Annotated in this window: 28 protein-coding genes; 5 read left to right on the top strand and 23 right to left on the bottom strand. The window is 74.2% G+C overall.

Features of this window, described 5'->3' with window-relative positions:
• From VG276_08645 to VG276_08625, 5 genes are all read right to left on the bottom strand, one after another.
• The gene (locus VG276_08645; GenBank protein ID HEV8649461.1) at nucleotides 1–1,275 is read right to left on the bottom strand and encodes a dihydroorotase; all 1,275 of its coding nucleotides are present in this window, start codon (nucleotides 1,273–1,275) and stop codon (nucleotides 1–3) included.
• Nucleotides 1,276–1,370: 95 nt separating this feature from the next.
• On the bottom strand, nucleotides 1,371–2,309 hold the full coding sequence (locus tag VG276_08640; protein ID HEV8649460.1) for an aspartate carbamoyltransferase catalytic subunit: 939 nt from the start codon (nucleotides 2,307–2,309) through the stop codon (nucleotides 1,371–1,373).
• Entirely contained in the window at nucleotides 2,306–2,953 is a 648-nt protein-coding gene (gene pyrR / locus VG276_08635; GenBank protein ID HEV8649459.1) for a bifunctional pyr operon transcriptional regulator/uracil phosphoribosyltransferase PyrR, read from the bottom strand. Before pyrR ends, VG276_08640 begins: the two co-directional genes overlap by 4 nt.
• A 170-nt stretch (nucleotides 2,954–3,123) precedes the next feature.
• Nucleotides 3,124–3,753 (bottom strand): LysE family translocator, encoded by a 630-nt coding sequence (locus VG276_08630; protein ID HEV8649458.1) that lies wholly within the window; start codon nucleotides 3,751–3,753, stop codon nucleotides 3,124–3,126.
• 353 nt (nucleotides 3,754–4,106) lie between these two features.
• Nucleotides 4,107–4,952 (bottom strand): ThuA domain-containing protein, encoded by an 846-nt coding sequence (locus tag VG276_08625; protein HEV8649457.1) that lies wholly within the window; start codon nucleotides 4,950–4,952, stop codon nucleotides 4,107–4,109.
• A gap of 142 nt (nucleotides 4,953–5,094) precedes the next feature.
• Here VG276_08625 and VG276_08620 point away from each other — a divergent pair, with 142 nt between their 5' ends.
• Nucleotides 5,095–5,451, top strand: a complete 357-nt coding sequence (locus VG276_08620) for a hypothetical protein (GenBank protein HEV8649456.1) — start codon at nucleotides 5,095–5,097, stop codon at nucleotides 5,449–5,451.
• A gap of 94 nt (nucleotides 5,452–5,545) precedes the next feature.
• Here the strand turns inward: VG276_08620 and VG276_08615 are convergent, their stop codons facing one another.
• From VG276_08615 to VG276_08530, 18 genes are all read right to left on the bottom strand, one after another.
• Nucleotides 5,546–6,268, bottom strand: coding sequence for a hypothetical protein (locus VG276_08615; GenBank protein ID HEV8649455.1), 723 nt, complete (start codon nucleotides 6,266–6,268; stop codon nucleotides 5,546–5,548).
• Between the two features lie 13 nt (nucleotides 6,269–6,281).
• On the bottom strand, nucleotides 6,282–6,788 hold the full coding sequence (locus VG276_08610) for a hypothetical protein (protein HEV8649454.1): 507 nt from the start codon (nucleotides 6,786–6,788) through the stop codon (nucleotides 6,282–6,284).
• 190 nt (nucleotides 6,789–6,978) lie between these two features.
• On the bottom strand, nucleotides 6,979–7,392 hold the full coding sequence (nusB, locus tag VG276_08605; protein HEV8649453.1) for a transcription antitermination factor NusB: 414 nt from the start codon (nucleotides 7,390–7,392) through the stop codon (nucleotides 6,979–6,981).
• Nucleotides 7,393–7,415: 23 nt separating this feature from the next.
• Nucleotides 7,416–7,976: an elongation factor P gene (efp, locus tag VG276_08600; GenBank protein HEV8649452.1), complete on the bottom strand. Its 561-nt coding sequence runs from the start codon at nucleotides 7,974–7,976 to the stop codon at nucleotides 7,416–7,418.
• A gap of 55 nt (nucleotides 7,977–8,031) precedes the next feature.
• Nucleotides 8,032–9,159, bottom strand: coding sequence for an aminopeptidase P family protein (locus VG276_08595; GenBank protein ID HEV8649451.1), 1,128 nt, complete (start codon nucleotides 9,157–9,159; stop codon nucleotides 8,032–8,034).
• Nucleotides 9,160–9,213: 54 nt separating this feature from the next.
• Nucleotides 9,214–9,687, bottom strand: a complete 474-nt coding sequence (locus VG276_08590) for a type II 3-dehydroquinate dehydratase (protein ID HEV8649450.1) — start codon at nucleotides 9,685–9,687, stop codon at nucleotides 9,214–9,216.
• 93 nt (nucleotides 9,688–9,780) lie between these two features.
• Nucleotides 9,781–11,001, bottom strand: coding sequence for a 3-dehydroquinate synthase (aroB, locus tag VG276_08585; protein ID HEV8649449.1), 1,221 nt, complete (start codon nucleotides 10,999–11,001; stop codon nucleotides 9,781–9,783).
• A gap of 77 nt (nucleotides 11,002–11,078) precedes the next feature.
• Nucleotides 11,079–11,624, bottom strand: coding sequence for a shikimate kinase (locus VG276_08580; protein HEV8649448.1), 546 nt, complete (start codon nucleotides 11,622–11,624; stop codon nucleotides 11,079–11,081).
• Between the two features lie 186 nt (nucleotides 11,625–11,810).
• On the bottom strand, nucleotides 11,811–13,010 hold the full coding sequence (gene aroC, locus VG276_08575) for a chorismate synthase (GenBank protein ID HEV8649447.1): 1,200 nt from the start codon (nucleotides 13,008–13,010) through the stop codon (nucleotides 11,811–11,813).
• Between the two features lie 131 nt (nucleotides 13,011–13,141).
• Entirely contained in the window at nucleotides 13,142–13,810 is a 669-nt protein-coding gene (locus tag VG276_08570; GenBank protein HEV8649446.1) for a hypothetical protein, read from the bottom strand.
• Nucleotides 13,811–13,816: 6 nt separating this feature from the next.
• Entirely contained in the window at nucleotides 13,817–14,560 is a 744-nt protein-coding gene (gene pilO / locus VG276_08565; protein HEV8649445.1) for a type 4a pilus biogenesis protein PilO, read from the bottom strand.
• Between the two features lies 1 nt (nucleotide 14,561).
• The gene (locus tag VG276_08560; GenBank protein HEV8649444.1) at nucleotides 14,562–15,320 is read right to left on the bottom strand and encodes a hypothetical protein; all 759 of its coding nucleotides are present in this window, start codon (nucleotides 15,318–15,320) and stop codon (nucleotides 14,562–14,564) included.
• The gene (gene pilM, locus VG276_08555; protein HEV8649443.1) at nucleotides 15,321–16,370 is read right to left on the bottom strand and encodes a type IV pilus assembly protein PilM; all 1,050 of its coding nucleotides are present in this window, start codon (nucleotides 16,368–16,370) and stop codon (nucleotides 15,321–15,323) included.
• Between the two features lie 177 nt (nucleotides 16,371–16,547).
• On the bottom strand, nucleotides 16,548–17,345 hold the full coding sequence (locus VG276_08550; protein HEV8649442.1) for a prepilin peptidase: 798 nt from the start codon (nucleotides 17,343–17,345) through the stop codon (nucleotides 16,548–16,550).
• A gap of 42 nt (nucleotides 17,346–17,387) precedes the next feature.
• On the bottom strand, nucleotides 17,388–18,914 hold the full coding sequence (locus VG276_08545; protein HEV8649441.1) for a pilus assembly PilX N-terminal domain-containing protein: 1,527 nt from the start codon (nucleotides 18,912–18,914) through the stop codon (nucleotides 17,388–17,390).
• Between the two features lie 67 nt (nucleotides 18,915–18,981).
• Nucleotides 18,982–19,617: a hypothetical protein gene (locus tag VG276_08540; GenBank protein ID HEV8649440.1), complete on the bottom strand. Its 636-nt coding sequence runs from the start codon at nucleotides 19,615–19,617 to the stop codon at nucleotides 18,982–18,984.
• A gap of 1 nt (nucleotide 19,618) precedes the next feature.
• Complete coding sequence (locus VG276_08535) at nucleotides 19,619–21,004, bottom strand: fibronectin type III domain-containing protein (GenBank protein HEV8649439.1); 1,386 nt, start codon at nucleotides 21,002–21,004, stop codon at nucleotides 19,619–19,621.
• Nucleotides 21,005–21,171: 167 nt separating this feature from the next.
• Complete coding sequence (locus VG276_08530) at nucleotides 21,172–21,663, bottom strand: prepilin-type N-terminal cleavage/methylation domain-containing protein (protein ID HEV8649438.1); 492 nt, start codon at nucleotides 21,661–21,663, stop codon at nucleotides 21,172–21,174.
• Between the two features lie 491 nt (nucleotides 21,664–22,154).
• Here VG276_08530 and VG276_08525 point away from each other — a divergent pair, with 491 nt between their 5' ends.
• Genes VG276_08525 through VG276_08510 form a run of 4 tightly spaced genes read left to right on the top strand, consistent with a single transcriptional unit; the run spans nucleotide 22,155 to nucleotide 25,851 of the window.
• Nucleotides 22,155–22,736, top strand: a complete 582-nt coding sequence (locus VG276_08525; GenBank protein HEV8649437.1) for a sigma-70 family RNA polymerase sigma factor — start codon at nucleotides 22,155–22,157, stop codon at nucleotides 22,734–22,736.
• Nucleotides 22,723–24,000, top strand: coding sequence for a hypothetical protein (locus tag VG276_08520; GenBank protein ID HEV8649436.1), 1,278 nt, complete (start codon nucleotides 22,723–22,725; stop codon nucleotides 23,998–24,000). Before VG276_08525 ends, VG276_08520 begins: the two co-directional genes overlap by 14 nt.
• On the top strand, nucleotides 23,978–24,946 hold the full coding sequence (locus VG276_08515; GenBank protein ID HEV8649435.1) for an ABC transporter ATP-binding protein: 969 nt from the start codon (nucleotides 23,978–23,980) through the stop codon (nucleotides 24,944–24,946). The genes VG276_08520 and VG276_08515 overlap by 23 nt, the downstream gene beginning before the upstream one ends.
• Complete coding sequence (locus tag VG276_08510; protein ID HEV8649434.1) at nucleotides 24,943–25,851, top strand: ABC transporter permease subunit; 909 nt, start codon at nucleotides 24,943–24,945, stop codon at nucleotides 25,849–25,851. Before VG276_08515 ends, VG276_08510 begins: the two co-directional genes overlap by 4 nt.
• Nucleotides 25,852–26,053 lie beyond the last annotated feature (202 nt).

Genomic DNA, 26,053 nt, shown 5'->3' with positions numbered 1-26,053 from the left:
TCACCGGGTCACCTGCCCGTCGCGGACGGTGAACCTGCCCCGCAGCAGGACGTGGACAACCCGGCCGGTCAGCTCGCGCCCGTGGTAGGGCGTGTTGCGGGCGCGGCTGGCCAGCCTCCCCGCGTCCACCGTCCAGCGTGCCGCCGGGTCGAACACGGCCAGGTTGGCCGGGGCCCCGGCCGCCAGCGGGCCGCCGTGGCCGGGCAGGCGCCGGCAGCGGGCCGGGCCGGCGGTGAGGCGCTCGACCATCTGGGCCAGGGTGAGGAAGCCGGGCTCGACCAGCTCGGTGAGGGCGAGCGCGAGGGCGGTCTCGAGCCCGAGCATCCCGGGCGGGGCGGCCGCCCACTCGACCTCCTTGTCCTCGCGGGCGTGGGGGGCGTGGTCGGTGGCGATCGCGTCCAGGGTGCCGTCGGCCAGGCCGACGCGGACCGCCTCGACGTCGGTCTTCTCGCGCAGGGGCGGGTTGACCTTGAACACCGGGTCGTAGGAGCGGGCCGCCTCGTCGGTGAGGGTGAAATGGTGAGGCGTCGCCTCGGCGGTCACTCGCACCCCGCGGGCCTTGGCCGCCCGGATCAGCTCGACCGCGTTGGCGGTCGAGACATGGCACAGGTGCAGGCGGCCGCCGGTCAGCTCGGCGAGCAGCAGGTCGCGGGCGACCACCATCTCCTCGGCAGCGGCCGGCCAGCCCTGCAGCCCGAGGATGGCCGAGACCTCCCCCTCGTGCATCTGGGCGCCGTCGGTCAGCGAGGCGTCCTCGGCGTGGTCGGCGACGACCGCGTCGAAGGCGCGCACGTACTCGAGGGCCAGCCGCAGCAGGCGGGCCTCCCGGATCGGCCGGCCGTCGTCGGAGAAGCAGTCGACCGCGGCTGCGGACCGGGCCATCGCCCCCAGCTCGGCCAGCTCAGCGCCGCGCTGGCCCACGGTGACCGCTCCGACCGGGAACACGTCGACCAGGCCGACCTCGCGCCCGCGGGCGGCGACCATCTCCACCACCCCGGCGTTGTCGGCCACCGGGTCGGTGTTGGGCATCGGGCACACGGCAGTGAAGCCGCCCAGCGCGGCCGCCCGCGAGCCGGTCTCGATCGTCTCGGCGTCCTCCCGGCCCGGCTCCCGGAAGTGGACGTGCAGGTCGCAGAAGCCGGGGCTGACCACCAGCCCGCCGCAGTCGACGATGCTGGCGCCGGCCGCGTCCAGGCCCTCCCCCACCTCGGCGACGAGGCCGTCCCGGACCAGGACGTCGTGCTGGCCGTCGTGGCCACCGGCCGGGTCGACCAGCCGCCCGCCGCGGAGCAGCACCGCCCCACCCCGCCGCGTCTGGCGACCACTGGGCCGGGTCACCTGGGCACCTCCCCGGCCACCCTCCGGCCGGGTCACCTGGGCACCTCCCCGGCCACCGCCGGGCCGCCGAGCAGCAGGTAGAGCAGGCCCATGCGCACGCTGATGCCGTTGCTCACCTGGCTTGCGATCACCGAGCGCTCGATCGAGTCGGCCACGTCGGCGGCGATCTCGACCCCCCGGTTCATCGGCCCCGGGTGCATCACGATCGCGTGGGGGGGCATCGCGTCCAGCCGCCGGGCGTCCAGCCCGTAGAGGCGGGCGTACTCCCGCAGCGACGGAAAGAAGCCTGCCCGCTGCCGCTCGAGCTGCATGCGCAGCAGCATGACCACGTCCTGCTTGGGCAGCACGGCGTCCAGGTCGTAGGAGACGGTCACCCCCCAGGTCTCGACCCGGGCCGGCAGCAGGGTCGGCGGGGCGACCAGGGTCACCTCGGCGCCCATGGTGGTGAGGGCGAGCACGTTGGACCGGGCGACCCGGGAGTGGAGCACGTCCCCGACGATCGCGACCCGGAGCCCGTCGAAGCTCGGGAAGCGCTGGCGCATCGTGTACAGGTCGAGCAGGGCCTGGGTGGGGTGCTCGTGGGTGCCGTCGCCGGCGTTGACGACCACGGCGTCGACCCACTCGGCCAGGCGCCAGGGCGCGCCCGAGGCGCCGTGGCGGATCACGATCGCGTCCACCCCCATGGCCTCGAGGGTGATCGCGGTGTCCTTCAGGCTCTCGCCCTTGGACACGCTCGAGCCTTTGGCCGAGAAGTTGATGACGTCGGCCGAGAGCCGCTTCGCGGCCAGCTCGAACGAGATCCGGGTGCGGGTCGAGTCCTCGAAGAACAGGTTGCAGACGGTCCGGCCGCGCAGGGTGGGGAGCTTCTTGATGGCCCGGTCGGTGACCGCGGCGAGGTGGGCGGCGGTGTCGAGCACGCGGGTCACGTCCGCGGCCGACAGGTCGGCGGCCGACAGCAGGTGCTTGTTCATGCGCGCGTCCCCCTCCGGGCGGCGGGCGGCGGACCCCCGCTCCGCGCGGGCGGCGGACCCCCGCCGGGCCGGGCAGGGGGGCCGGCGGTTCCGGGGGGCTCAAGGCCAGCCCCCCGGTGGATGACGACGCCGTCGGCGCCGTCGGTCTCGGCCAGGCGGACCCGGACGGCCTCGTCGGCTGCGGTGGGCACGTTCTTGCCCACGTAGTCGGCGCGCAGCGGCAGCTCCCGGTGGCCGCGGTCGACCAGGACGGCGAGCTGGATGGCGCGCGGGCGCCCGAAGTCGACCAGCGCGTCGAGCGCGGCCCGGATCGTGCGGCCGGTGTAGAGCACGTCGTCCACCAGCACGACCACCTTGCCGCCGAGGTCGAAGGGCAGGTGGGTGGCGTGGGTGGCGCCCGGCGGGCGCAGGCCGATGTCGTCGCGGTACATGGTCACGTCGAGCGCGCCGGCCGGGACCGGCCGGCCCTCGATCTCGCCCAGCCTGGCCGCGAGCCGTCCGGCCAGCGGCACGCCCCGGGTGTGGATGCCCACCAGCACCACGTCCCCGGTGCCCTTGTTGCGCTCGACCACCTCGTGGGCGATGCGGGTGAGGGCCCGCCCCACGTCGGCGGCGTCCATGACCGCCACGGAGCTCCCGGACATCAAGAAGCCTCCAGCCCACTCGGGGTGGAGGCGGCATGCGGCAGCATCGTTTGGCTCCCTTCCTGGCCTCTCAGGACCAGCCCTTAAAGGGCGCTCGGTGTTCGGTTGTCCCCGAATGCTAGGCCCCCGGCCGCCGCGCGGCAAACCCGCCGGTCGGGCGCCCGCCGCGCTCAGCGGGTGAGGGCGACCTTGGCCCCCAGGCCGAGGAAGATCGAGCCGCCGACCACGTCGAGCCCGCGGGCCAGGTTGCGGCGGCGGGTCAGGAACCGGTTGAGGCGGCCAGCGGCCAGCCCGACGGTCCCGTCGACGGCGATCTCCACCACCAGGAAGCAGGTGCCCAGCACCAGCAGCTGCAGCGGGACCCGGCCGCGGGCCGGGTCCACGAACTGGGGCAGGAGCGCGACGGTGAACAGTGCCATCTTCGGGTTCAGCAGGTTGGTCACCGTGCCGCGCCACAACGCCCAGCGCGGGCTGCGTGCCCCGTGCCCGCCGCCGACGAGGGCGCCGCCCCGGGCCAGCAGGGTCCGCACGCCGAGCCACACCAGGTAGGCCCCCCCGGCCAGCCGCACGGCGTCGTAGAGCACCGGGGCGGCGCGGAACACCGCGGCCAGGCCGGCCGCGGCGGCGAGCAGGTGGACGGTCTCGCCCAGGGCGACGCCGAGCGCGGCGACGAAGCCGGCCCGGGACCCTCCGCGGATCCCGGTCGCGAGCACGAACAGCATGTCCGGGCCTGGTGTGAGCATCAGCACCGTGATCATGAGCAGGTAGGCGACCAACAAGGAACCGTCCACGATCGACATGGTCTCCTCCATGGTCTCCCCCGGTCTCCGCCTGCCTCCAGAGGTTCTACCCACATCCGCCGCCTATAACCATTATATTAGTTTAGGCAGTGATGGAATACCGCTGAACTGTCAACTCGTCACTAGCATACGGGGTTACGTCCGTAAGGTTACGAACCCGTTGGTGGGCAGCTACCGGGCCCTGACGACGACCGTCCAGAAGATCTTGTCGTCGAGCGTTTGCCGGTTGCCGTCCCGCGTCGGCCACCAGCGTGAGCGTTGTGTACAGGCCGCAGGTGAGGTTGCCGAGGAGCATCCGGAGCAGGAAGCGGCCGAGGCCGACCCCATCGCCGGCCCGGCCTCCCGTCGCCCGGCTACCCGCCCGGACCGCAGCGGGTCCCGCCGGCCCCGGCCGCGTAGCGGATGCCGGCGAGCAGGTGGACGAGGTAGAGCGGCTCCTGGAAGCTCTCGCTGGTGTGGCCCATGGCCGTGTACCAGGCCCGGCCGCCGTCGTACCGGTGGCACCAGGCGATCGGGTGGTCGCCGCCCATCCCGCCGCCAGAGTAGGTCGACTCGTCGAGGGTGGCGAGCACCCGGACCCGGCCGCGGGGGTTGGTCCTGAAGTCGTACCACTCGTCGGTGCGCTCCCAGCGCCGGGGCAACGCCCCGGCCGGGGCGCCGGCGGCCGGCTCGGTGGCGCCGGCGGCCGGCTCGGTGAGGACCACGGCGCGCTGGACGGCCGGGTGGCGCCGGAACCAGGCGCCGACCAGCCCGCCGTACCAGGGCCAGTGGTACTCCGCGTCGGCGGCGGCATGGACGCCGACCCAGCCGCCCCCGCCTCGGAGGTAGCGCTGGAGGGCGGCCTGCTGGCCGCCGTCGAGCACCTCGCCGGTGGTGGACAGGAACACGACGGCCCGGTACGCGGCGAGGCCCTGGCCGATCCGGGTGGCGTCGGCGGTGTCGTCGACCCCGAACCCGTGCTGCTGCCCCAGGCGCCGGATCGCCGCGACCCCGTCCTCGATGGACCGGTGCCGGAAGCCGGCCGTCCTGGTGAACACGAGCACCCGGAACGGCCCGCCGCCGGTGGCGGCCGGAGCGGCCGTCTCCGGCGGCGCCGTGCGGTCCGGCGGGCGGGAGCCTTCCCCGCAGCCGGTCCCGGCGAGGGCCAGCGTGAGGGCTGCCAGCGCGGCCGCCGCGCGTCGCCTCGGTCCAGCTCCCATCCCGCTCACCTCCCCGCCGGGCTCCCGACCCGCCGTAGGATAGTCACCGCGCGGGCCGTCCGCCCTGCGGGGCGGGCCGTGGCCCGCTGTCGACCAGACCTGACGAGCGCCGACCGGACCCGACGAGCCAGGAGCCTGCCACGTGTGCACCGCCGTCCGCATCGTTGTCGCCGCCGCCCAGCGGGAGCGCCGCCTCGAGCTGCGCCGGGCGTCCGTGGCCGCCGAGTGGGAGGTGGTCGGCGAGGCGGCCGATCCCGAGGGCGCCTACCGGGAGGCGGTCGAGCGGCGGGCACGCTTCCTGGTCATGGACGAGAGCGCGGCCGGCCCGCGCCCCGAGGCGATCGCCCGCCGGCTCCGCTCGACCAGCCCGAACGCGTTCGTCGTGGGGATCGGCGAGGTCGCCGGGGCCGACGTGACGGTGCCGGCCGGTGCGCTCGACGGCCTGCGCGACGCGATGCGCGCCCTGCTCCACGGCTCGGGCGACCACCAGCACGCCTGAGGGCCTGAAACGGCACCAGAAGGCTCACCCCGTCGCCTCGCAAGTCCTTTCTGGTCGCCGCGTCGACGTACCGTGCGGACCTCTGCGCTGCTGCTCAGTGCTCCAGCTCCATCTTGACGCTGTCGACGAGCACGCTCTCGCCTCGCGGGAGGGCGGGGGCGACCACCTCCACGACCAGGTGCGAGCCGGGCCGGTGCAGGTAATGGTAGACCTCGATCTGGCGCCAGTCGGTGTTGCGGAGGTCGGTGCCTGCCGAGTCGACCGCGAAGCGGCGGCCGTCGACGTACTCGACCACGTTGACCTGGACGAGGGTGCCCGGCTTGCTGGTGCGGACCCACACGACCGCCTCATAGAGCTGGTTCACCTTGACGTCCGGCTCGACCGGCACGGCCGCGTGCTCGATACCGGCCCTGGTCGCCGCTGCCGACCCCTGGCCGCCGACCAGCTTCACCGACCATTTGCCGTCCTTGGCGGTCGGGATGCGCTCGAGGACCGCCGTACCGATCGGGCGCCAGCCGGCGACGCTGGCCTCGAAGCTCGGATTGGCGATCAGGTGCTCCTCTGCTTCCTTGCCCGGCTGCTGCCCGGCCTTGGCCGCGGTCGTGGGCGGGGCCGTGGCCACCGATGTCGCGGTGGCCGCCTGCGAGCCGGCAGGCGAGCGGTCGGGACGGGACCCGGAGGTACGCACCGCCCAAGCGATCGCCACCGCGAGCACGACCACGAGCAGGCTGCCCGCGGCGACCATCAGGACGGGGTTGCGGACCGGCGGCGAGGGCCCTCGCGGGTCTGCCAGGTGCTTCGGGTCGGTCGGAGTCATGGCGGAACGAGCGCTACCGGGCCAGAACCCGGCGCCCCCGGTAGGCGAAGGCGGCGACCAGGAAGGACCCGAAGGCGACGAGCACGGCCGCCACCGCGAGCACGACTGGGGCGCGGTTGGGCGACCCGGTGTAGGGCAGGGCGCCCCCGGCGGGCAGGCTGCACATAGCGTGCCCGTCGCGCATGACGTGCTCGGTGAACACCAGCCGGCTGCCCTCCGGGGTCGCGACCACCAAGCGGACCCCGAGGACCTGGTTGAGGTCGGCCTTGAGCCTGGTCTTGAACCCGCCCTCGGGCGAGGTGGTCACCATCTGCTTCGACAGCACGGTGCCGTTGTCCTTGTTCACGAGGGTGAGCGCCAGCTCGACGCCCTTCGTGAGCCCCTCGCCCTCGGCGCCGATGCCGGTGCAGCTCATGTCCTCGAGGTAGACCTGGGCATCGGCGGCGGCAGCAGCGGCGGACGGGCGCAGGAGCAGCACGGCCAGCGCGCCCCCGACCAGCAGGAGCCTGGACGACCGCATGCGCCTCCCCTTCTCTCCTTGGTACCCCGGTCTCTTTGGTACCCGGCGGCAGGCGACGGCGTCCGGGCACCCCTCCGGCCCGATCGGCGCTGGTGCGCGCCTTGGGGTGCCTCGACCGGATCGAAGCTTGCCGTGTCAAGCTCGCCCGCCACTATTGGCGAGATGGGACCGCCAAGCAACCGCCTCGAACCTAACCAGGCGCTTGAGCGTTGCGGACCTCGCGGGCCACGCGACCGAGCACGCCGTTGACGAAGCGGCCCGAGTCGGCGGTCGACAGCAGCTTGGCCAGCTCGATTGCCTCGTCCAGCACCACCGCGGTCGGGACCTCGGGCCGGGCCACCAGCTCATAGATGGCGAGCCGGAGGAGGTTGCGGTCCACCAGCGGCATCCGCTCGACCGTCCAGTGCTCGGCGGCCCGCCCGATGCGACCGTCAAGCTCGCCGCGGCGGCGGTCCACCCCGGCGACCAGCTCGACTGTGTAGGGGTCGAGGCGCTCGGCCTCGGGGTGGTCGAGGTGGCGGGCGAGCACGGTGGGGATGGGCTGCTCGAGCACGTCGGCCTCGTAGAGGATGTCGAGGGCCCGCCGGCGGGCGGCCGACCGCATCCCGGACGGGGCGAGCGGGTCGGTCACTGCACCCGGGTCAGGTAGGCGCCGCTGCGGGTGTCCACCTTGATGCGGTCGCCGGTCTCGACGAACAGCGGCACCTGCACGACCGAGCCGGTCTCGACCGTGGCCGGCTTGGTCGCCCCGGAGACCCGGTCGCCCTTGATGCCGGGCTCGGTCCCGGTCACGGCCAGCTCGACGCTGGCCGGCAGCTCCACGCCGATCGCGCTGCCCTCGTAGAAGGTCACGTAGGGGGTGGAGCCGTCGACCATCCAGTTGGCGGCGTCGCCGACCGCTCCGGCCTCGACCGCCGACTGCTCGTAGGTCTCGGTGTCCATGAAGTGGAAGCCGGTCTCGTCCCGGTAGAGATACTGCATCGCGCGCTTCTCCAGGATGGCCACCTCGACCGGCTCGGCGGCCCGGAAGGTCTTGTCGAGCACCCGCCCGGTGCGCACGTTCTTCAGCTTGGTGCGCACGAAGGCGCCACCCTTGCCCGGCTTGACGTGCTGGAACTCCACCACGTTCATCAGGTTGCCGTCGATGTTCAGGGTCATCCCGTTCTTCAGGTCGTTCGTGGTTGGCATCGGTGCCTCCTCAAGCCTTGCCAGCGGCTCCGCCGCGCGCCGGGCCGTCCGTCCGTCAGAGTTCGATGAGCTCCCTGGGTGCAGTGGTGAGGAGCTCGTGGCCGCCCGGACGGACGACCGCAAGGTCCTCGATCCGCACGCCGCCGAAGCCGGGAAGGTAGACACCTGGCTCGACGGTCACTGGCGTCCCGCTGGCGATGCTACCACCGGCTCCGGGGCGCACCCACGGCGCCTCGTGGATCTGGAGCCCGACGCCGTGCCCGGTGGGGTGGACGAACGCGTCGCCCAGGCCCGCGTCGGCGATGACCTCCCGGCAGGCGCGGTCGACCTCGCCCGCGACGACCCTGGGACGCAGCGCGGCCAGCCCGGCCGCCTGGGCCCGGAGGACCAGCTGGTAGACCTCGCGCTGGCGCTCGGAGGTACGGCCGAAGGCCACTGTGCGGGTCATGTCGGAGCAGTAGCCGTCGACCCGGGCGCCGAAGTCGAGCTTGACGAAGTCGCCGGCGGCGAGCTCCCGGTCGTTCGGCCGGTGGTGCGGCTCAGCCGCCTGCTCCCCGAAGGCGACGATCGGGTCGAAGGCCAGGCCGTCCCCGCCGAGCCGGCGCATCGACAGCTCGAGGTCGAGCGCGACCTCGCGCTCGGTCATCCCGGCCCGCAAGGTGTCGAGCAGCCCGGCGAGGGCGGTGGTGCCGATCCGGGCCGCCTCGCGCATGGACGCGACCTCCTCCTCGTCCTTGACCACGCGCAGCTCCTCGACCAGCTCGGGGGCGGGCACCACGGCCCGCCCGGGCAGCGAGGTGCGCAGCCGCTGCCCCATCCCCCAGGTGAGCCCGTTCGGCTCGAACCCCAGCCCTTCGCCGTCGTTGCCGAGCACGGTCACGACCCCGGCGATCAGGTCGCCGCCGGCCATCACGATCTCGGCGCCGGCCACCTCGGCCGCCGCCTGCGCCTCGTAGCGGCGGTCGGTGAGGAAGATCGTGCGGTCGTGGAAGAGCAGCAGCGCGCCGTAGCTGCCCGAGAAGCCGGTGAGGTAACGGACGTTGACCGGCTTGGTGACCAGCATGGCGACCAGGTCGGCGGGTGGCAGCAGGGCACGAAGGGCGCCCCGGCGGGCCAGGGTGGTCCTGATCTGGTGCGCCCGGCCTCCGGGGCGGCGGTCGGGGCGGGCGGGCTGGACGGACACGTCGACTCCTCGCATCTCGGCCTCACCGGCATTCGTTCCCGCCCGCAAGAGGTTCTACCCGCGGGCGATCAGGCCGGCGACCGCGCGCAGCCCCAGCTCGTAGCTGGCCGGCCCGAGCCCGGCCACCACGCCGGCCGCGACCGGGGCGATGGCCAGGTGGTGGCGGAACCGCTCGCGCGCGTGCACGTTGGACAGGTGGACCTCGACCACCGGGATGCCGCACGCCTCGACCGCGTCCCGCACCGCGTAGGAGGTGTGGGCGAGGGCGCCCGGGTTGATCACGACGGCGGCGACCCCGCCCGCGCGGGCGCCCAGGAGCGCCTCGACCAGCTCGCCCTCGTGGTCGGACTGCAGGCCCTCGACGGCGACGCCCAGCTCGGCGGCGAGCGCGCCGAGCCGGGCCGTGATCGCGTCGAGGTCGAGGGTCCCGTACTGGGCCGGGTCGCGGCGGCCGAGCGCCCCCAGGTTGGGTCCGTGCAGCACGAGCACCCGCGGCCCGTCCCCAGCGGTCGGAAACGCCCGCGTCACCTGCGCCCCTCCTGCCCGCGCGCCGCCTCTGGCGCGCCCGCCCATGTCACCGGCGCCCTCCTGCCCGCGCCGCCTCCGGCGCGCCCGCCCGCGTCACCGGCGCCCTGTTCGTCCGGGGTCGTCGGCGAGGGTGCGGATCGCGGCGGCGAGCACGCTCGCGTCGGGCGCGGGCACGACCTGCGGCTGTCCGGGGGCGCGCAGCAGCACCAGCCGGAGGCCGCCGAGGTGCTTCTTGTCGGTCGCCATGGCAGCCAGCACCGCCTCGGGATCGAGCACCACCCCGCCGGTGGGCAGGCCGAGCGCGTCGAGCACCTGGACGTGGCCGGCGACCAGGCCCTCCTCGGCCAGGCCGGTCTCCTCGGCCACCCGGGCGGCGAAGACCATCCCCAGGGCGACCGCCTCGCCGTGGCGCAGGCCCTGGAACCCGGCCATGCGCTCCAGGGCGTGCCCCAGGGTGTGGCCGTAGTTGAGCACCGCCCGCAGGCCGCCCTCGCGCTCGTCGGCCGCGACCACCTCGGCCTTGACCCGCACGGCCGCATCGAGCAGGGGCGCCAGCGCCTCGGGGTCGCCGGCCGCGGCCGGACCGGCCAGAGCCAGGCAGGCGGCGGCCAGCGCCGGGTCCCCGACCAGGCCGGCCTTGACCACCTCGGCGAGGCCGGAGCGGACCTCGGCGCGGTCCAGGCTGGCGAGCGTGCCGGTGTCGGCGACGACCGCCGCCGGCTGGTGGAAGGCGCCGACCAGGTTCTTGCCAGCCGCGAGGTCGACCCCGGTCTTGCCCCCGAGGGCCGCGTCGACCATGCCGAGCACGGTGGTCGGGACGTTGACCAGCGGTACCCCGCGCAGCCAAGTGGCGGCCGCGAAGCCGGCCACGTCGGTGGTGGCGCCCCCGCCCACGGCCACCACCGGGTCGGCCCGGTGGGTCGGGACGGCGGCCAGCCGGTGGTAGAGCGTCTCGACCACCGCAAGCCGCTTGGCCGCCTCCCCGGCCGGCACGTCGAGCAGGTGGGGAACGAGGCCGCGCCTGGCCAGGGCGGCTGCGGCCCGCTCGGCGAACCCCCGGACCGGCTCGGCGAACACCACCGCGGCTGCCTCGGCGCCCGGGAGGGCGGGCAGCAGCTCGCCGAGGCGGTCGAGCAGGCCGGGCCCGATGTGCACCGGGTACGCGCCGCCAGCCATGCGCACCTCGACCGTACGCACCTCGGCTGAGCGCACCTCGGCCGAGCGCACCTCGGCCGTACGCACGGCCGGCTCGGGTGTGCCCACCGCGGCCGTGTGCGCCGCCGGCTCGGGTGTGCCCACCGCGGCCGTACGCACGGCCGGCTCGGGCGTGCACGCTGTGAGGGTCGGTGCCCCTTGCCGGCCGGGCGGACCGGGGGCTGCGCCCACCGGCGTCATCGGCCGGCCAGCTCGTCGATGCGGCAGCGGTACCAGTCGAGCAGCTCGGCGGCGGTCTGCTCGGGGGTCTGCCGGTCGGTGTCGATCGCCGCGTCGCCCGCGGTCTCGTAGATCGGCCCGCGCGCGACCAGCAGGTCGCGGATCCTGCCGACCCGGTCGGCGGCGTTGTTGAGCAGCGGCCGGTCGGTCGTCCCCACCAGCCGGGCGGCGAGCGTCTCGGGGGTGGCCCGCAGGTAGACGAGGAGCCCGGCCTGCTTGAGCGCGGTGCGGTTGTCGGCCGAGAGGACCGCCCCGCCGCCGACCGCGACGACCCGGCCGGGAGCCGAGATGGCGCGGTCGATCACGACCACCTCCCGGCGCCGGAAGCCCTCCTCACCCTCCCGGCGGAAGATCTCGCTCACGTCCATGCGCGCGTTGCGCTGGATCACCACGTCGGTGTCGACGAACTCGCGCCCGAGCGCCCGCGCGACGAGCTGCCCGACCGTCGACTTGCCAGCCCCCATGAACCCGATGAGGACGATCGTGGGCAGAACCGGTCGCACGCGCGAGGGCCTCCTTGGTCGGTGGCGCGCTGGCCTGGCGCAGCAGGGTAGCAGCCGACCTCCGTGCTTGTCTTGAACGGGGAGCCCGGCCGGGGTGCCCGCCCGCGGCCGAGGTGCCCGCCCGCGGTCGCGGGGCGGGACCCGGCCGGCCCCCGGGTACGCCGGGCGTGCGGCCGCGGCCCGGCCTCAGCGATGCTCGCCGCCCGGGGCGTCGCCCCGCGCCAGCCCAGCCAGGTAGGTGTCGAGGTTGCGGCGCACCTCGTCGAGGGAGTCGCCACCGGTCTTCTCGAGCAGGGCGTCGGCCAGCACGAGGGCGACCACCGCCTCACCGACGACCGCGGCGGCCGGCACCGCGGTCACGTCCGAGCGCTGCACCACCGCCCGGGCCGGCGCGCCGGTGGCCACGTCGACGGTGTCGAGCGCGCGGACCAGGGTCGACAGCGGCTTCATGGCCGCGCGCAGGCGCAGCGTCCCCCCGGTCGACATGCCGCCCTCGATCCCGCCGCTGCGCCCGGTCCGGCGCGCCGGCCGCCACGGACCGGGGACGATCTCGTCGTGGGCGGCGGAGCCGGGCCGGGCGGCGGTCGCGAAGCCGTCGCCCACTTCGACCCCCTTGATGGCCTGCACGCTCATGAGCGCGGCGGCCAGCCGGGCGTCGAGCTTGCGGTCCCAGTGCACGTAGGAGCCGAGCCCGGGCGGCAGCCCGTAGGCCACCACCTCGAAGACCCCGCCCAGGGTGTCGCCGGCCGCCTTGGCCGCGTCGACCGCGGCCGTCATCTGCTCGGAGGCGGCCGGGTCGAGGCAGCGCACCTCGCTGGCGTCGACCCGCTCGGCGTCGCCCGGGACAGGCAGCGCGGCCGGGTCGGCCTCGACCGGGCCGAGCCGGACCACGTGGGAGAGCACGTCCATGCCCACCTCGGCCAGCAGGGCGCGGGCGACCGCGCCGACCGCCACCCGGGCGGCGGTCTCGCGGGCGCTGGCCCGCTCGAGCACCGGGCGGGCCTCGCCGAAGCCGTACTTCTGCATGCCGGCCAGGTCGGCGTGGCCGGGCCGGGGCCGGGTGAGCGGCACTCCGCGGCCGGTCGCGGCCGCCTCCGGGTCGGCGACCGGGTCGGGCGCCATCACCTCGGTCCACTTGGGCCACTCGGTGTTGCCGATCAGCACCGCCACCGGGGAGCCGATGGTGCGACCGTGCCGCAGGCCGCCGAGGACCTCCAGACGGTCCTGCTCGAAGCGCATGCGCGCGCCCCGGCCGTAGCCGAGCCGGCGCCGGGCCAGCTCGGCGGCGATGGCCTTGGTGGTGACGGGGACGCCGGCCGGCATGCCCTCGAGGATGGCAACGAGCGCCTGGCCGTGGGACTCGCCTGCGGTCAGGTAGCGGAGCATGATGCGCGTCCCGTTCGGAGGCGGTGGGGTGGGCCGATCCTACCGGACCGAGGGTTCCGCGAGCGGGCTGGCCGCTACTCGAGCTCCGCGAGCGGGCTGGCCGCTACTCGAGCGCGTGAGCCGGCTGGCCGCTACTTGAGCACCGCCTCGCCTTCGCACAGGGTGAACGCGGTGACGCCGCTGAGGAACTCGGCGCAGCTCGTGCCGATGTCGACCGTCTTGTAGGACCCGGCGAAGACCTGCCCCTTCCTGACCCGGTACGGCTTCTCGTCCACCTCGACGTCGGCGTACGCGACGCCACCGCGGCGGAGCACGTCGACCAGCGTGACCTTGCGGCCCGTCGTGCTCCCCCCACCAGGCGTCGTGGCGGTGCCGCCGGCCGCGCCGGGCACGGTCGACGGGGTCGACGAGCCGCCCGTCGGCGCCGCCACGCCGGCAGGTGTTCCGGGCACGGCGGTGACGCCCTCGCCGGACGGCGGCCCGACGAGCGGGTGGAACGGATCCTTGGCCGTCGCCGGGGCCACGATCGGCGGCTGGCTGGTCGCGGGCGGGGTGGACACGCTCGGCTCGCTCCCGCTCGGGACCGCACCCGGCGCGCCCGTCTCGGGTGACCGGCCGGTCCCGGCGGTCGGGCCGGCGGCGCTGCCCGGCAGCCCCGGTGGCGCGGCCAGCTCGTCGCGGCCGGAGAGCTGGGGTGCGAGGACGTAGAGCACCAGCCCGAGCAGCCCCACCCCTGCCGCAGCGAGGATCAGCGCGCGCTGCCGGGCGCTCGTCGGTGCTGGCTCCGGTTGCATGGCCACGTCCGGCTACCTCCTCTGGGCGCCGCCGGCCGGCGCCGGCCCGGACGGCCGGGGTGCCTGGCCGGCGGCGACGGTCGACGGCGGGGTGGACGTCGGCGCCGAGGTCGCGGCGGCCGGCGTGGCCGGCGACGTCACCGCCTGGAAGGCGACCAGGCTGATGTTGCCGGTGAGCTGGTCGGAGTCGGTCCCACTGGTTGCCGGCGGCTGGCTCGCGGCGCCGGCGCCGGCGGCCCCGGAGCCTGTGCTCGAGAGGCTGACCGAGCGCACCAGGACCGAGCGGGGCGGGATCCCCGGGCCGGCCCCGGAGCCCTTGACCAGCCCCTCGAGCCGCGCCAGGAAGTCCTCGACCTGGAAGTACCCCCCGGTCACGACCACGCCGGTGGTGATCTCGGCCAGGGCGGGGTTGGCGGTGGACAGCGCCGGGGCAGCCGGCTGGACCGAGACGAGCTCGACGCCCGACTGGTCGGCGACCTTCTGCAACGCGTCGACCAGGTCGGGCAGGGCGGGGCGAGGCGGGAACATGCCTCGCGCCGCCTTCGCCCGCGCCTGCAGCGGCGCCGCGTTGGCCTTGACGTCCTGGAGCGCGCCGATCTGGCTCCGCAGGACCTGACCCTGGCTGGCCGCGCGCTGCTCGTCCGCCCGGGCGGCGGCCGTCCGGCCCAGCACCGGCCGGACGAGCAGCAGGTACCCGGTGGCGACGGCCAGCAGCGCCACCACGGCGACGAGGATCAGCTCCCGACGGCGGGTCATGTCAGCGCCCTCCCGGTTCGCCGGGCCGCTGGAAGCGGCCCGAGAGCGCCGCCGGCCCGAGGTCGACGCTGGCCGAGAACGTCACCGTGGGGCGCTGGCCAGACTGCGACTGCCTCTGCGACGAGGTGAAGAACGGGTTGAGGTAGACCGCCTGGCCGTTCCGCTTGACCGTGCCGTCAAGCGCACGGACGACCCTGCCCACGTCGACATGACCGAACGCCGTGCCCGAGAAGGCGATGGACGCCACCGGCGACCCGTACCCGGGCGCGCCAGGGGGTGTGGCCGCCGCCTGGCCGGCTCCCGCCCGGGTTGTCGCCGCGGTGCCCGTGGTCGCCTGGCCACCGGCACCGGCGCTGCTCACCGAGGCGGTCACCTGGGTCAGCCAGGCGTTGTCAGGCATGACCGTCGCGACGTCCTGCAGGACGTCTGAGAACCGGATCTCCTTGGCGTACACGCCCGCCCGCAGCTTCTCCGACTCGGCGACCTCAGCCTGGAGGGTCGCCCAGGGCTGCAGCCTCGCCTTCTCGGTCTCGAGGGCGGCGGTGACCGCCCGCTCCCTGGAGGCCGCCCGCTCGGCACGCCCGGCACGGCCGCTGGCCGCGAGGTGGACAAGGGCGAGCAGCGACAGCAGGAGCACGAACCCGGTGCCGCAGGCGACGCGCTGCCGCTTGACCAGCCGGCGCTCGACGATCGCCGGGGGGAGCAGGTTGACCCGGGGCGCAGCTCCGCTGCGCCGGGCCAGCTCGAGGTCCTGCTGCATCTAGGACACCCCTCCGAGGGCCAGCCCGACCGGTACGGCGGTCACCGGCTCGATGTCGGCGAGCTGGCCCGACTGGCGGCGGAGACGCCCGAGGCGTACCGCCTCCAGGGTCCGGCCGGGCTCGACCGGCAGGCGCAGCACGTCCCGCAGGCGCTCGCCGAGGGACGGCAGCCGCGAGCCGCCACCGGTCAGCAGCACCCGGCGGATCGGCACGGCGCCGGCCTGGGCCCAGTAGAAGTCGAGCGACCCTTGGACCTCCTGGACGAACTCGGCCACCCGCTGCTCCACGATGCGGTCCACCGCCTTGTCCCGGGAGGTGTCGGCTGCGACCGCGAGCTTGGCGTGCTCGGCGCCCTCGTGGTCGAGGGCGAGTCCCTTCCGCAGTGCGTCGGTGATGTCGCCGCCCCCCATCAGCAGGATGCGGACGAAGCGCGGGGTGCCGTTCTCGTGGACGACGATGTTGGTGACCGCGGACCCCACGTCGATCAGGGCCTCGCCGGCCTCGGCGAGGGGCGCCGATCCCTCGGGGGCGAGCGACCGGACCAGCGCGAACGGGATCAGGTCGATGCTCACCGGCTTCAGCCCGGCCTTCGCACTGGCCCGCAGATGGCCGGCGATCATGTCCTTCTGGGCGGCGACCAGGAGCACCCGCATGAGCCGCTGGCCCGTGCCGCCCTCGTGCTCGCCGAGGACGTTGAAGTCGAGCTCGGCGTCCTCCACCGGGATCGGGATGTGCTCCTGGACCTGGAACCGCAGCGAGCCGCGCAGCTCCTCGGCGTCCATCGAGGGCAGGTCGACCAGCCGGACCACGACCCGCTGGTTGGCGACGCCCATGACCACCTGCCGGGACCCGAACCGCACCCGACGCCACAGCTGCCTGATCGCGACGGCGACCACGTCCGGGGCGACCACCTCACCGTCGACCACCGCGCCGACCGGGAGCGCCACCTCCCCGAAGCGTTCGAGCACGGTCCTCCCGCGGCGCGTGGACAGCTCGGCCGCACGCACGGCCGTCGTGCCGATGTCCAGACCAACGACGTTCCGACCCAACTGTCGCCCTCCGTTGCGCGTGCTCGGCGTGCCGTTCGATGTGGGGCTCCGGCGGGGCGATGCTGGACGAGGCCAGCACGGCCGCTGACCGGCCCGGGGCCCTGACAGTCATCGTCGTCCCGCCGGGCAAGCTTGAGCGTGGGGGCGGTAGCGTCCGCGAGCCGGCGCCCGCAGCGGTCAGGTGCTGAGCAGGGCCCGGGCGTACCAGGTCGCGATCGGGCCGCCGGCCAGCACGGCCAGCACCGCCCCCGCGGCCAGCCACGGCCCGAAGGGCATCAGGGCCTTCCGGCCCAGGCGGAGCACGGCCATCGCCACCAGGCCGCTCACGCCGCCGAGGAGGAAGGCGCCGAAGATGCCGACCGCAACCGCCGACCAGGACAGCCAGCCGAGGGCCAGACCGAGCGTGGGCACGAACTTGACGTCGCCCAGTCCCATCCCCCGGGGGGAGATGAGGAACAGCAGGAAGAACAGGCCGGCCACGGCCAGCGCCGCGAGCAGGCCACGCTGCATCCGGCCCAGGTCGCCCAGGGCGGCGCTGGCCGCGAGCAGCAGCACGGCGACCACGGGGAACGCGGGGTAGGTGATCCGGTTCGGCAGCAGCTTCGACGAGGCGTCGATCACCGTCAGCACCACGCAGACGAAGGTGACGGCCAGGTAGGCGGGCACCGCCCAGGCAAGGCCGTCGGACCAGAGCCGGTGGGCCACCAGCGCCCAGAGCACGGCCATGGCCAGCTCGACCGCAGGGTAGCGGATCGAGATGGGCGCCCGGCAGTGGCGGCAGCGACCGCGCAGCAGGACCCAGCTCGCAAGCGGGATGTTGTCCCGCGGCGCGATCGGGCTGCCGCACGAGGGGCAGCCCGAGGCCGGGCGCACCAGCGACTCCTTGCGGGGCACCCGGTGGATCACGACGTTCGCGAACGATCCGAACACCAGGCCGAGCAGGCCGGCGAGCACGGCGGCGGCGAGTGGGCTCATGGACGGGAGCCTACCTGTCGACGCATTCGGCGTGGCAGCTCGTCAACAGGGCGGGGTCTGGCCGGGGGGACAGGGCGCCAGCTCTTCCCAGGACTGCTGCAGCAGCGCTGCCTTGCCGAAGCCGAGCGCGCTGGCGATGCGGGGCGTGTAGCTCACGTTCAAGTTGTTCTTGCCGTTGATGCTGCTGGCGTAGATGGCGCCGTTGTTGCTGTCGTCGCAGCCCGGCGCGTTGCAGTCGTTCTTGAGCACGACGGTGCCGTCCTGGCTGTAGAGCAGGACCGCCACCTCGGGCCGGAACTGGATCTTGTTGCCGCCGTAGATCGACGGGCAGTTGCCAACGCCACCGGTGCACGGGTTCCCCGGGTAGGCGCTGATCACCTGGAACGTCGGGCAGGCCGGGGTCCCGGACGGCGGCGGGGAGGCCGTCGAGCAGGACTGGGCGGCGCTCACGGTGGTGGTGTTGCCGAAGTCCACCGGGACGTTGGTGTAGATCACCGTGTCCTTGGCGATCGGCAAGGTGCTGGCATCCAGCTTGAGCGCGGGCGGGGTGGTGTTGGTGGCGGTGTAGAGGGACAGGTCCTCCCAGACCACGTAGGTCCGGTCCAGGCCCCCTCCTGCCCCGACGGGCAGGGTGCCGGTGGCGAAGGCGGTGTTGAACTGGGTCACGGCGGTCAAGGAGGGCGACCCGTAGCCCGGTGGCTGGCCGTAGTACTGGATGCTGGCGTACAGTAGCGGGTCGAAGGTGTAGGCGGGCATGTTGTACGGGGGCGGGGTGTTGCAGACCCGGCCGCCCACCGTCGCGCCGTTCAGGTTGTAGCCCTGGGCCGCGCTGTCGACCGCGCCGGCGGGAGCCTCCAGGCAGGGCGACAGGGTCCCGCCCCCGGCCAGGACGTCGCCGTGGATGTCGCGGGAGGCGTCGACCGGCTCGCCGTCGACGGCGCTCGGGCACTTGGCGTTGTTGCCCCCGCTGAACTGCTTGATGACCCCGTTCTGGCTGATGAGCGAGCCGCGCGTCTTGCTCGTGCCGGCGATGGTGCTGTTCTGGTTGAAGTAGACGTCGCCCTTTGAGAACACCGGGCCGACGATGCAGGCGTTCTGCTCGAGGGTGAGGCTCGAGTCCGCGTACAGGGCATACAGGAAGCTCGGGGCCGCCCCGAGCACCACCCGCACCGTCCGGGTCGGCGCGCCAGGCTGCGCCGGCTGCCCGGTCGAGTACACCGTGTAGGAGCCGAGCTTCCCCGGGTTGTCCGGCGTGCCGGCACGGACCGTGACCGTCGCGGTGCCGTTGCCGCCGGTGCCGTCGGCGACCGGCACGGCCTGGTTGGTGACCACGGCGGTGGCCTTGTCGGCCTGGAGCGCGGCAATCGCCCAGTTGACCCCTGCCTCTGCGACTCCCAGGGCCTGGGCGCGCCGGTAGCCACGCGTGGTGGCGGTGTTGTTGTGCAGCCCCTGCGCGAGCACGACGGTGAGCAGCATGGTGAGGATCATGACGATGAGCACGGTCACCACCATGGCGTAGCCGTCCTCGCCCCGGGCGAGTCTCGTGGGTGCCTGCTGGCGCCGGGCCATCGCAGCTCCTCTGGTCATGCGGGCGGTTGCGGGATCAGGGGTCATGCGGGGGTTGCGGGATCAGGGGTCATGCGGGCGGTTGCGGGATCTGGAGGTTCCGCATCTGCACCTGCGACCGGACGGAGTACGTCGTCCCCGGGTCGCTGAGGTCGATGGTCAGCGTGACCGTCATCTGCCAGGGCACCGGAGCCCCGGTGACGGCGTCAGAGCCCTGCAGCACGTCGCAGGAGAAGACTGCGGGGACGCTGCCGCCCGGCGTGGTCAGGTCCCCCAGGACGGTCGCCGTGCCCGCGCTGCTCCCGTCGGGCCTGAACTCCTCCCGGTACAGGGCGTTGCCCGCGACCCACCAGTGCACCCGCACCGGCGTGTCGGGGTTGGCGACGGTGTAGGCGTGGAAGTCCAGGTCGCACCCTGTCCACGAGTCCCCCGACCCCGAGGTGTCGACCACGTTGCACCCGGAGCTGCTCGCGAACGACGTGGTGAACCCGGTGAGCTGGCGCATGTCCTTGGTCAGCCGGTCCATCGCCAGCCGCACGTCGTCCTGGGTCTGCCCGCGCCGGGAGGAGAAGCCGGCCGACCGCTGGGCGGCGACCAGGATCGACAGTGCGGCGGTGACGATCAGGAGCAGGATGGCCGAGGTCACCATCAGCTCGGCGATGGTGAAGCCGGACTCGGCGCGGGCGCCGCCGTCGGGCGTGAGCATCTCAGGTCGGGCTCCCGGTGTAGTGGTTGGACTCCGGCTGGCTCTCGTTCCCGGCCGCGTCCACCGCCGTGACCCAGTAGGTGTAGGCGACGCCGCTCGTGAGCGGCGTGTCGTGGTAGCCGAGCGTGCCCGCCGGGACGGTGGCGAGCGGGCTCGTCGGGCCCTTGTCGGAGCGGTAGACCCGGTAGGAGGCGACCCCGGAGGCGTCGGCCGCGCCTGGGTCGGTGGTTGCGGTCCAGCTCAGGCTGAGCTGCTTCTTGCCGGCCGAGCCGCTCAGCACCGGGGCTGGCGGGCGTGTCTGGTCCAGCCTGATGGTGTCGACGAACACGGCCTGGTTGCCGTTGCAGTCGGTGATGCTGCCCCAGACGCTCTTCATCCCGTCGCCGGCCGTGATCGGCCAGGCGCTGTAGACCGCGCCGTACCCGGCCGGCGGGGAGGGCTGGAACCCGGCGGTGGCGCTCAGGTTCGAGTACGCCATCGTGGCGAGCCCCGACCCCCCGGCCCCGTGGGGCAGGTCGACGACCGAGTTGTTGATGTCGACCGTGAGCTGGTTCGTGTAGCTGTTGCCGCCGGCGAGGTCGATGTGTCCGCTCGGGGCCTGCGCGTCACCGGCCACGGGGGCACACCCGGGCGGCAGGGTCGTGCTCGGCGACGTCGCCGCCGTCGTGCTGGGTGCGACGGTGGTCGTCGGCGCCAGGGTGGTCGGCGGTGCCACGGCGGGCACGTAGCCGAGGCTGAACAGCGACGAGGTCTGCACCAGCCGTGAGATGCCGCCGGTGGGCGACGGGTAGCGGACCACCACCGTGACCCGCTTGTAGTACAGGTTCGCCTTGCCGGCCACGGGCGCCCAGGTCGCGAACACCCAGCCGGGGTAGGTGACCGCGGGCGAGCCGGCCGCGACGTAGTCGTTGCTCCCGCCCGAGTGGCGCAGGTGGAAGTCGCTCGTCGCCGTCTGGGTCGCGCAGGTGGCCGCGGCGCTGGGAGGCGTGTAGGAGTCCGACAGGATCAGCCGCTCCCAGACCGGGCTCGCGGCGGTCCCCGTGTTGAACTCGAGGCAGCCGGTCGCCGTGTCCCTCCGCAGGCGCCGGTCGGGGTTGTCGACGTCGCCGGCCGGCACGCTGCCGGTCACCGCGGTGATCGCCGCGGTGGAGTCCGACAGCCCGATGGAGTCGTAGCGCTGGTTGCGCGCCAGCTCCAGCAGGTGGTCGGCCCAGTACGTGGCCGTGGCCCGCTGCTTGGAGGTCGCCTGGAGCCGGAGCCCGCTGTACATGGCGGTGAAGACGGCGGTGGCGGCGACCAGCAGGATGAAGGCGGCGATCACCACCTCGAGGACGGTCATGCCGCGCTCGGCGCCACGCTCGCGCAGGCCCAGGATGATCCTTGACAAAGGCGCTCCTCCAAGCAGCGACGGTCGCCGGCCGCTCCCGACGGCTCAGTCGGTTGATCGGCCGGACCCGCCGGAGGTTGAACGGTTGCTGGTGCTACAGCCCGCCCGGAAGGCGAAGGAGGCGGGCCCGAGGGCCCGCCTCCTTGCCGAGCCGCGCAGCCGGGTGGCTACCAGCCGTTGGCGGCCGCCGTGAGCGCGTTCGTGCCGGTACAGGTCGCCGTGCTGCCGTACACCGTGCCGCCGGCGATCGCGTCCCTGATGAAGTAGCAGGTGCCGCTCGCGGACAGGGCTGCCGCGGCGAAGGTGGTCCCCGCCGCCGGGGCCGCCGGCGAGCTGCCCACCGAGACGTTGTTCTGCCCGGTGGAGGCGGTGCCGGCCGCCACGAACACAAGGCTCGGCTCCACGGCCTGCAGGGCGGCGGCGGTGGCGTCGTTGTAGTCCTGCCCGTCGGTGTAGACCGTCTTGGCCGCCGTCAACGAGTTGCGGAGGCTCGACTGGGCGGCTCGGTTCTGGGCTCGCTGGCGGGCGCCGAGGAACGTCGGGATCGCGATCGCGATGAGGATCGCGATGATCAGCACCACGACCATCAGCTCAATCAGCGTGAAACCCGCTTCCCGCTGCCCCTGCAGCCTGCGCTGCATGGCCTTCAGCATGGACATCCTCCCTTTCCTGGGGGCTGGCAGGCCGTCGCCCCGGCGTTCGTGCAGCGATCCTGGCCGCCCCCGGGCCGGGGGCTCATCCGTTCGGGCCTGCACCCCCGAGAATCGGATGGCGTCAGGGCGCACTTGAGTGGCAGAAAGTGGCAGAACGCGCGCGCGGCAGGTCGGACGTTCAGGCGTCCGGCCCAGGGGCGGGCCTGGCGGCCCGGCAGGCGCCAGCGATGCCGGCCAGGTCGCCGAGGCGGCGGGAACCACCGCCCGTCGCGGGCTGCCACGACCACGGCGTAGCGGTCGAGCCGCGCGGAGGGCCGGGGCGGACAGGTCGAACGCTGCGCATGGCGCCGCCGTGTAAGAGGCCGGCGGCGCGCGGTGTTGGACAAGGCGACGCGCGGTGTTGGACAAGGCGACGCGCGGTGTTGGACAAGGCGACGCGCGGTCTCGGACAAGGCGAGAGGTACCTTGGCCACGCGCAACCACACGAGGAGCGGCCGGTGAGAGCCGTGCGGGATGAGGTCGGGGCTGGCGTCGGCGCGCAGGACCGGTTCGAGGCGGTGTTCAGGGCTCGCTACGGCGAGCTGTACGCCCTCTGCTACCGGCTGCTCGGCGACCACGGCGAGGGGGAGGACGTCGTCCAGGAGACGTTCCTGAAGCTCGACGGGCATCCGGTGCTCGACCGGCCGGACGAGGAGGTCGCGGCGTGGCTGCGCCGCGTCTGCCTGAACGCCACCTACAACCGGCTGCGTGGCCAGCGCCGCGCGACGGCGCGGCTGGACCGCGCCGGCCGGCTGGAGCGGGTGGACGACGAGGCGGGCGACGATGGTGGCCCGCTGCTGGACGTGCTGCGCGCCGAGCAGCAGCGGGCCGTGCGCCAGGCCCTCGCCGCCCTGCCGGAGCGGCAGCGCGCCTGCCTGCTGCTGCGCCACGCCGGCTTCTCCTACGCAGAGATCGCCGCAACGCTCGACCTGGCCGTCGGCTCGGTCGGGGTCCTGCTCGCCCGCGGGGAGCGGGCCTTCCGTGACGCCTATCTGGACCGTGACGACGCCGATCCGGGAGCCTACGATGCCATGCCCTGACCTCGGTGCCCTGCGCGCGTCCCTTGACGACGCCCCCGGCGGTACCCCGGCGCCGCTGCACGACCACGTGCAGGCCTGCGCCTTCTGCCTTGACACCCTCGCCGGGCTGCGGCGCAACGCCGAGCTTGCCGCGCCGGCGATCGCCATGACCGGGCCGGACGACCCCCTGCCCCCCGCCGCGGTCGAGGCCGCGCTCGCCCGGCTGGAGCAGCGACGCGCCCGCCTGCTCGCGGCCCGGACGGCCACCGCCGGCGCCGTCGGCGCCACGGCCAGCGCCGTCAGCGCAACGGCCACCGCCCTCGGCGCAACGGCCGGCGACGACGTCGGCGGGCCCGCCGGGGACGCGCCGGCGGTGGTGGTCGCGCTGCGCCGCCGCGGCCGCCTCGCCAGGCTGAGCACCAGGGCGCGCGGGGTGGCGGCGGCGCTGGTCGCGGCCGTCGTCGTGACCGGGCTGGTCGCCACGCCTGGCGGCAGGGCCGCCGCCGCGGGCTTCCTTGCCCAGTTCCGCAGCGAGCGCTTCGAGGTCCTCAAGCTCAACAGCAGCCAGTCGATGCAGCTCAGCGCGGTCATGTCCCAGCTCGTGGAGACCGGCGTGTTCACCGGCGACCACAGCGAGCTGTACCGGATGACCGAGCCGGCGGTCGCGCGCGACCTCGCCGAGGCGAGCCGGCTCGCCGGGTTCCAGGTCAAGGCGGTCAGCCGCTCCGCGCTGCCGCGTGGCGTCGGCGCCGTGCCGGAGCGGATCCTTGCGACCCGTCCCCACACCGCCCGCATCACCTTCGACCGTGACCAGGCCATCGCCTACTTCCAGCGCAACGGCCGGCCGGACGTCCAGATTCCCGAGCGGTTCGACGGCGCCCAGCTCATCGTCCGGGTCCCCGCGGTCGTGGTGCAGGAGTATGCGGGTCGTGACGGTGCGCCGCGGCTGCTCGTCGGCAAGGCCGGCACGATCGGCCTGGACGCCGATGGCGGCGCCAGCCTCGAGGAGCTTCGCGAGGTGGTGCTGAGCCTGCCCGGCGTGCCGAAGGAGACCGTCGAGCAGCTCCGCAACATCAGCGACTGGCGCACCACCTTGCCGCTCCCGGTCCCCACCGACGAGGTGCGGTGGCAGCGGGCGACCGTCGACGGCGCCGAGGCACTCAGCTTCGCGGACCCGACCGGGAAGCTGCACGCCCTGCTCTGGCAGCGCGGCGGGCACATCTGGGGTGTCGCCGGCGTGATCGGCGCTGACGAGGCACTCGGTGTCGCGGACAGCCTCGGCTGAGCAGGCGGAGCCGACCGCCGGGACCGGGCAGCCGGTCCCGGCGGTCGCCGCGTCCGCCTTGCACAAGGCCTTCGGCCGCCGGGTCGCCCTCCACGACCTGACCCTTCAGGTCGGCGCCGGGGAGGTCTTCGGCTTCCTCGGCCCCAACGGCGCCGGCAAGACCACCGCCATGAAGATCCTGCTGGGGCTGGTCCATCCCACCGGCGGCCACGCGCTGGTGTTCGGCCGTCCGCCGACCGACCCGGCCGCCCGCCGCCGCCTCGGCTACCTCCCCGAGCACTTCCGCTTCCAGGAGTGGGCGACGGGCGAGGAGCTGCTCCACTTCCACGGCCGCCTGAGTGGGCTGGGCGCCGCCGAGCGGGCCGAGCGCATCCCCGAGGTGCTGGAGCGGGTCGGGCTCGCCGGGCGGGGCGGCGAGCGCGTCCGCCGCTACTCCAAGGGGATGACCCAGCGGCTCGGCCTCGCCCTCGCGATCATGCACCGGCCCGACCTCGTCCTGCTCGACGAGCCGACCTCCGCACTGGACCCGGTCGGCCGCCGCGACGTGCGGGAGCTGGTCCGGGAGCTGGCCGCCGGCGGGGTCACGGTGTTCCTCAACTCCCACCTGCTCACCGAGGTCGAGGCGGTGTGCGACCGGGTGGCCATCGTCAACCAGGGCCGGGTGATCGCGAGCGGGCCGCTCGACGACCTCGCCGGGGCCGCGACCCAGCTCCGGCTCCTGCTCGACCGCGTCGACCGGGACCTGCTCGCGCTCGTGGGCCGGTACGGTGACGTCGCACGGGTCGAGGGCACCGCCGTCACCCTCGCCGTCGAGACCCTCGACGTCGCGCCCGACCTGGCCACGGTGCTGGTCGGGTCGGGCTACCGGCTGTACGGGCTGGTCCCGGTGCAGCGGTCGCTGGAGGACGTCTTCGTGGACCTGGTCGGGGAGGTGCGGGAGCGGTGAACGTGCTGGTCGTCGCCCGCTGGACCGTGCTGGAGGCCCGGCGCCGCAAGCTGCTCCTTGCCGGCGTCGTGCTCAGCGCCGCCTTCGTCGTCCTGTTCGCGCTCGGGTTCACCCTGTTCTACCACCTCGAGGAGCGAGGCCTGGTCAACGCCCAAGCCCAGGTCACCGACCCGACCAGCATGGGCGGCATGGTCGGCGCGCGCGAGCAGCTCCTGGTCCTGTCGAGTGCCCTTGTGATCCTCGGGCTCTACGGAGTCCAGTTCCTCGCCGCGCTGCTGGGCCTGTTCCTCGGGGTCGCCTCGGTCTCGCCGGAGGTCGACTCCGGCGCGCTCCACGCCGTGCTCGCCCGCCCGCTCAGCCGCCTCGACTACCTCCTTGGCCGCTTCCTCGCCCTCGCGGGCATGCTCACGGCCTACGTCGTGGTGATGAGCGGCTCGCTGCTGCTGACCGCCCGGATCGTCGCCGGCTACGAGGCCGGAGACACCACCCGGGCGGTGGGCCTCATGATCCTCCAGGTGCTCGTCCTGCTCGCCGTGAGCCTGCTCGGCAGCATCGTCCTGCCGACGCTCGCCAACGGGGTGGTCATGCTGGCGCTGTTCGGGCTGGCGTGGCTCGGGGGGATCATCGAGTTCATCGGCACGGTCCCTCCGGGCAACGACCTGATGGTCAACCTGGGCACCGCCGTGAGCCTGCTGCTGCCGGCCGACGCGGTCTGGCGCGGGGCCTCCTACCACGTGATGCCGCCGAGCCTCCTGGTCGCCAGCTCGTTCGTGGACCAGGGCGGCGCGGGGCTGCCGTTCGCGTCCACCGCGCCGATGGCACCGACCATGCTGGCCTGGGCGCTCGCGTACCCGGCAGCCTGCATCGGCCTCGCCGTGGCCTCGTTCCGGCGCCGGGACCTGTGACCGGCCGCCAGGCACCTCGGCCTGGCGGACCGCCGGGAGCGTCGAGGCGGGAGCGCTCGTGACGACCCGGCATGGGTTGCCCGGAAGTAGGGCTCGCCGCCCAATGACCTGGCCAGCTCGAGCCCCCGCTTACCCGAGTCCCGCTTGCCCGAGTCCCGCTTGCCTCGCTGTGCCGGCGCTGGAACGACCAGGTCATCGGCCC

The organism is Actinomycetes bacterium (assembly GCA_036000965.1).
Taxonomy (GTDB): domain Bacteria; phylum Actinomycetota; class CALGFH01; order CALGFH01; family CALGFH01; genus DASYUT01.
The sequence above is the reverse complement of the archived record's forward strand: the minus strand, read 5'-3'. Positions and strand labels throughout refer to the sequence as shown.

Coding starts and splice junctions, on each gene's coding strand:
- VG276_08640 (HEV8649460.1), bottom strand. CDS start 2,309: ATGAACAAGCACCTGCTGTCGGCCGCCGACCTGTCGGCCGCGGACGTG.
- pyrR (HEV8649459.1), bottom strand. CDS start 2,953: ATGTCCGGGAGCTCCGTGGCGGTCATGGACGCCGCCGACGTGGGGCGG.
- VG276_08630 (HEV8649458.1), bottom strand. CDS start 3,753: ATGTCGATCGTGGACGGTTCCTTGTTGGTCGCCTACCTGCTCATGATC.
- VG276_08625 (HEV8649457.1), bottom strand. CDS start 4,952: ATGGGAGCTGGACCGAGGCGACGCGCGGCGGCCGCGCTGGCAGCCCTC.
- VG276_08615 (HEV8649455.1), bottom strand. CDS start 6,268: ATGACTCCGACCGACCCGAAGCACCTGGCAGACCCGCGAGGGCCCTCG.
- VG276_08610 (HEV8649454.1), bottom strand. CDS start 6,788: ATGCGGTCGTCCAGGCTCCTGCTGGTCGGGGGCGCGCTGGCCGTGCTG.
- nusB (HEV8649453.1), bottom strand. CDS start 7,392: ATGCGGTCGGCCGCCCGCCGGCGGGCCCTCGACATCCTCTACGAGGCC.
- efp (HEV8649452.1), bottom strand. CDS start 7,976: ATGCCAACCACGAACGACCTGAAGAACGGGATGACCCTGAACATCGAC.
- aroC (HEV8649447.1), bottom strand. CDS start 13,010: ATGCTCCGCTACCTGACCGCAGGCGAGTCCCACGGCCAGGCGCTCGTT.
- pilO (HEV8649445.1), bottom strand. CDS start 14,560: ATGACCCGCCGTCGGGAGCTGATCCTCGTCGCCGTGGTGGCGCTGCTG.
- VG276_08560 (HEV8649444.1), bottom strand. CDS start 15,320: ATGCAGCAGGACCTCGAGCTGGCCCGGCGCAGCGGAGCTGCGCCCCGG.
- VG276_08550 (HEV8649442.1), bottom strand. CDS start 17,345: ATGAGCCCACTCGCCGCCGCCGTGCTCGCCGGCCTGCTCGGCCTGGTG.
- VG276_08545 (HEV8649441.1), bottom strand. CDS start 18,914: ATGGCCCGGCGCCAGCAGGCACCCACGAGACTCGCCCGGGGCGAGGAC.
- VG276_08540 (HEV8649440.1), bottom strand. CDS start 19,617: ATGCTCACGCCCGACGGCGGCGCCCGCGCCGAGTCCGGCTTCACCATC.
- VG276_08530 (HEV8649438.1), bottom strand. CDS start 21,663: ATGTCCATGCTGAAGGCCATGCAGCGCAGGCTGCAGGGGCAGCGGGAA.
- VG276_08520 (HEV8649436.1), top strand. CDS start 22,723: ATGCCATGCCCTGACCTCGGTGCCCTGCGCGCGTCCCTTGACGACGCC.